This window comes from Sphaerospermopsis aphanizomenoides BCCUSP55 (assembly GCF_001586785.1).
GTDB lineage: Bacteria > Cyanobacteriota > Cyanobacteriia > Cyanobacteriales > Nostocaceae > Sphaerospermopsis_A > Sphaerospermopsis_A aphanizomenoides_A.
Window position 1 is genome coordinate 1 of record NZ_LUFH02000203.1, and the last position, 3205, is coordinate 3205.

3 protein-coding genes are annotated in these 3205 nt (G+C 36.3%); 1 reads left to right on the plus strand and 2 read right to left on the minus strand.

Features of this window, described 5'->3' with window-relative positions; translation table 11 throughout:
• Positions 1 to 127 precede the first annotated feature (127 nt).
• Positions 128 to 391, plus strand: a complete 264-nt coding sequence (locus tag A0J48_RS26210) for a hypothetical protein (RefSeq protein ID WP_200327502.1) — start codon at positions 128 to 130, stop codon at positions 389 to 391.
• Between the two features lie 82 nt (positions 392 to 473).
• Here A0J48_RS26210 and A0J48_RS26215 read toward each other — a convergent pair whose 3' ends face one another.
• Together A0J48_RS26215 and A0J48_RS26220 are read right to left on the minus strand one after the other, a co-directional pair.
• A complete protein-coding gene (locus tag A0J48_RS26215) occupies positions 474 to 1622 on the minus strand; it encodes a glycosyltransferase (RefSeq protein WP_200327503.1) in 1149 nt (382 codons plus the stop codon).
• Positions 1623 to 1668: 46 nt separating this feature from the next.
• Complete coding sequence (locus tag A0J48_RS26220) at positions 1669 to 2838, minus strand: glycosyltransferase family 4 protein (protein ID WP_200327504.1); 1170 nt, start codon at positions 2836 to 2838, stop codon at positions 1669 to 1671.
• Positions 2839 to 3205: the final 367 nt, after the last annotated feature.

Here is a 3205-nt window from a genome sequence, read left to right on the forward strand (position 1 = left end):
CTGCGCCCCCTGCGCCCCCTGCTTCCCCTGCTGACACCCAAACGATGGAATATTTTTTTAGTTGGAAGTCCCTTATAGCGTCCACTCTCAAAAAGCCTTCTGGAAGATGGATTCAATGGATAATTCTATGATGAAGCATTACATTCTCAATCTTAATCCAACTGCCAAGCACGAATGGGACCGATACATATTACGTGACCCGCTAACAGCAAAACGCCCGGACATCGCCAAATTAATTGCAGAAGCTGTGGGGGCGGATACAGGTTGTTATTTAGTGAGTGTGAAGGTCGAGGTTACAGTTCTAGAGGAAGCAGCAGTACCCCCTTCCGAACAACTTTCGCTGACATTTCCAGAGGTGAATATTAATTCTTCAAGGCGGGAAGCAGCATAAAGCAGTAGTCAGAAATAAGGGTGTGGGGAGATGGGGCATAATGCATTGGCATGATTTATTGCTTTTTGTCTCCTATCACCTGTTATCTACTATGCGCCAACAATTGCAGTAATTGAGCAATTTGCTGGTTAATAATATTCACATCAAAACGCAAACTGGCGCTAATTTTAGCATTGTTGGCAATCATCGCAGTTGTGAGTGGTTCTTGAACACAGATATTAATTACTGTTGCTAATTCCTGTGGGTTTCCTGGTGTGACTAAAAAACCATTAATTTCATGTTCCACTAATTCCATTACCCCTCCAGCTTTAGCAGCAACCACCGGTTTACCGCACAGCATAGCTTCAACAATAACTCTGCCAAAAGGTTCAGGGGCTGTTGATGTGTGTGCCACTAAATCACAAGCTGCCATTAATTGGGGAATATCTGCACGAAATCCTAAAAATTTGACTCTATCTTCTAATCCTAATGCGGCAACTTTTTGGTGTAAATCTTGCACATAATCTTGTTCACCAAATAAAGCATCACCTACTAAAATAACTGTGACATTTTCTGGACATTGCTTCAGGGCATTAATTAAAATATGCTGACCTTTCCACGGTGACAAACGGCTAAAATGTCCGACTATAAATTTAGTTTCTAAGTTTAATTCTTGCCTTAAATTTATAATATCTTGTTCATGAATTTGATAATCATTTAATTCAAAACCGTTATAGACAACTTCAATAAGATCTGATTTTCCTCCGGCTTGCAAAAATGCTTGTTTACTGGCTTGGGAGTTAGCAATTACTAAGGATGCAAATTGATTGATTAAAGTAACAGCAACGCTCAAATTAATTTGGCTAAAATGTTCTAGAGAGAGAATATCATGTAAATGATAAACCAAGGGACGACGAGATAAAAAACTGGCTATAGCACCCACAACCAAAGCCTTTTGAGTATTGGCGTAGATTAAATCATATTCCCTGGCGCGTTGTACTACTTTATTGATGAGAGGTAAGATTTGACTTAAACTACCTAATGCTGTTAACAAACCACTATCTTTACGAACTTTAATACTTTGAGTTGCTAAAATCTCGACAGGAATTTGATGTTGTTGTAGTAATTTTCTAAAATCACCATCTGCAAACAAACCCACCAGGGAAGTTTTAGCATAGGGTTTAGCAATATCTATTAAGCATAACTCAGCACCACCTGGTTTACCACTTTGGTCTAAAAACAAAATTTTCATGATTCTCTATTTCTTTGGGCTTGGCTGCGGTTACTTTATAACTCTTTTAAGATAAAATTACTTGTCTTACTTGTTGAGCGATATTAGTCCAATCATAATTAGTAACTGTGTAAGAACGACATTCTTCTCTGGTAGGTAAAACAATTTTATCTAACAGCACCTGTTCTAATCTTTCTGTGATGCTTTCAACTGTAATAGAATCAGTAATTAAATCTGGTGAAAATCCTTGCAAAATTTCTGGCATTCCACCTACAGGTGTACATACAACAGGTGTACCACAAGCGAGAGATTCGATAATTGCTAATCCAAACCCTTCAAAAGATTGACTAGGCATGACTGTTAAATCAGCAGCTTGATAAGCTATAGGTAACTGTTCATCAGGTAAAAAACCTAAAAATCTAACGTTATTTTCTAGTTCTAATTCTTTAACTTGTTGTTCCAGTAGATTTTGGATATGTCCACGACCGGCTATAGCTAACCAAACATCAGGAATTCTCAGTTTAATTATCGCTAATGCTGACAATAATTTATCAATTCCCATCCGATATACTAAGCGGCGAGATGTGAATAATATTGGTCTGTCAGTAGGCCAACCTAATTTGATTCTGGCCTCTTGCCGAGATAAATTATTGTGAAAGTGATTAATATCAACTCCACCAGGAATAATATTAATTTTGCTCCAAGGAATTTGATATCTTTGATGTAAAATATTGCCAAAAGCTTTGCTGAGAACAATAAAGCGATCGCATCGGTTATAAGTATTTTTTTCTATCAACTTCCACTTCAGCCAAATACTAAGTTTCTGATCTACTACTTCTTCTTGACTTTCCGAAGCCCAGGGTCCATGAAAATTAAAAGTAATTGGTACTTCTTTCGGTAAAATATCCAAAATCGGAAAGCTATATAATGCAAAATGTAGATTAATCGCGTCTGGTTGTTCCCATCTGGTTTTCTGAAAATTGGTGCGAATTGACCACAATCTTTGCCAAATAGGAGTATCTGGATCAGCTAAATTAGTCAGTTTAATAGGTATATGTTTTTGTCCGGTTGGTAAACCTACTCCACATAATTCTATCTGGTCTTGATTTCTAGCTAATTTATGAGTTAGTTCATAAATATACCTTTCCAATCCTCCTGGGGTTTTGGGAAACCAGCCTGTTCCCAAGGTTAGGATAGATGCAGAAGTTGATGCAATTTTTTTTTTGTTATCTTCCACCTAGTTATCTCCTCTAAGGAATTTAGCTTGCTGCTATTGGTTTCCACACCAAAATCAACCTTTTTAAATTCAGCCCTTAATTATTACTGATTTAGAATTTTGCTCTGAACTGCTACAATTTATGATCAAAATCATCAACCGATTAAACTGTAAATCCGGTTAAAAAATCATCCATCAGTCTAATTTTAAATAAATTATTTTTATATCTGTGAATTTTACTGGACTAGATCAGTTTAAATTTTTACTATTTAATCATTCCTAATTTGTTATACCCATAATAAATTATACTGTTTGTAATTTATCATTAGTGATCCTAAAAAATGGATAAAAAATTTCTGTTTTCCTTGAATACGTACCTGTATAACTG

What these genes read in the sequence shown, in the direction of transcription:
- A0J48_RS26210 (WP_200327502.1), top strand. Translation starts at nt 128, where the DNA reads ATGATGAAGCATTACATTCTCAATCTTAATCCAACTGCCAAGCACGAA.
- A0J48_RS26215 (WP_200327503.1), bottom strand. Translation starts at nt 1,622, where the DNA reads ATGAAAATTTTGTTTTTAGACCAAAGTGGTAAACCAGGTGGTGCTGAG.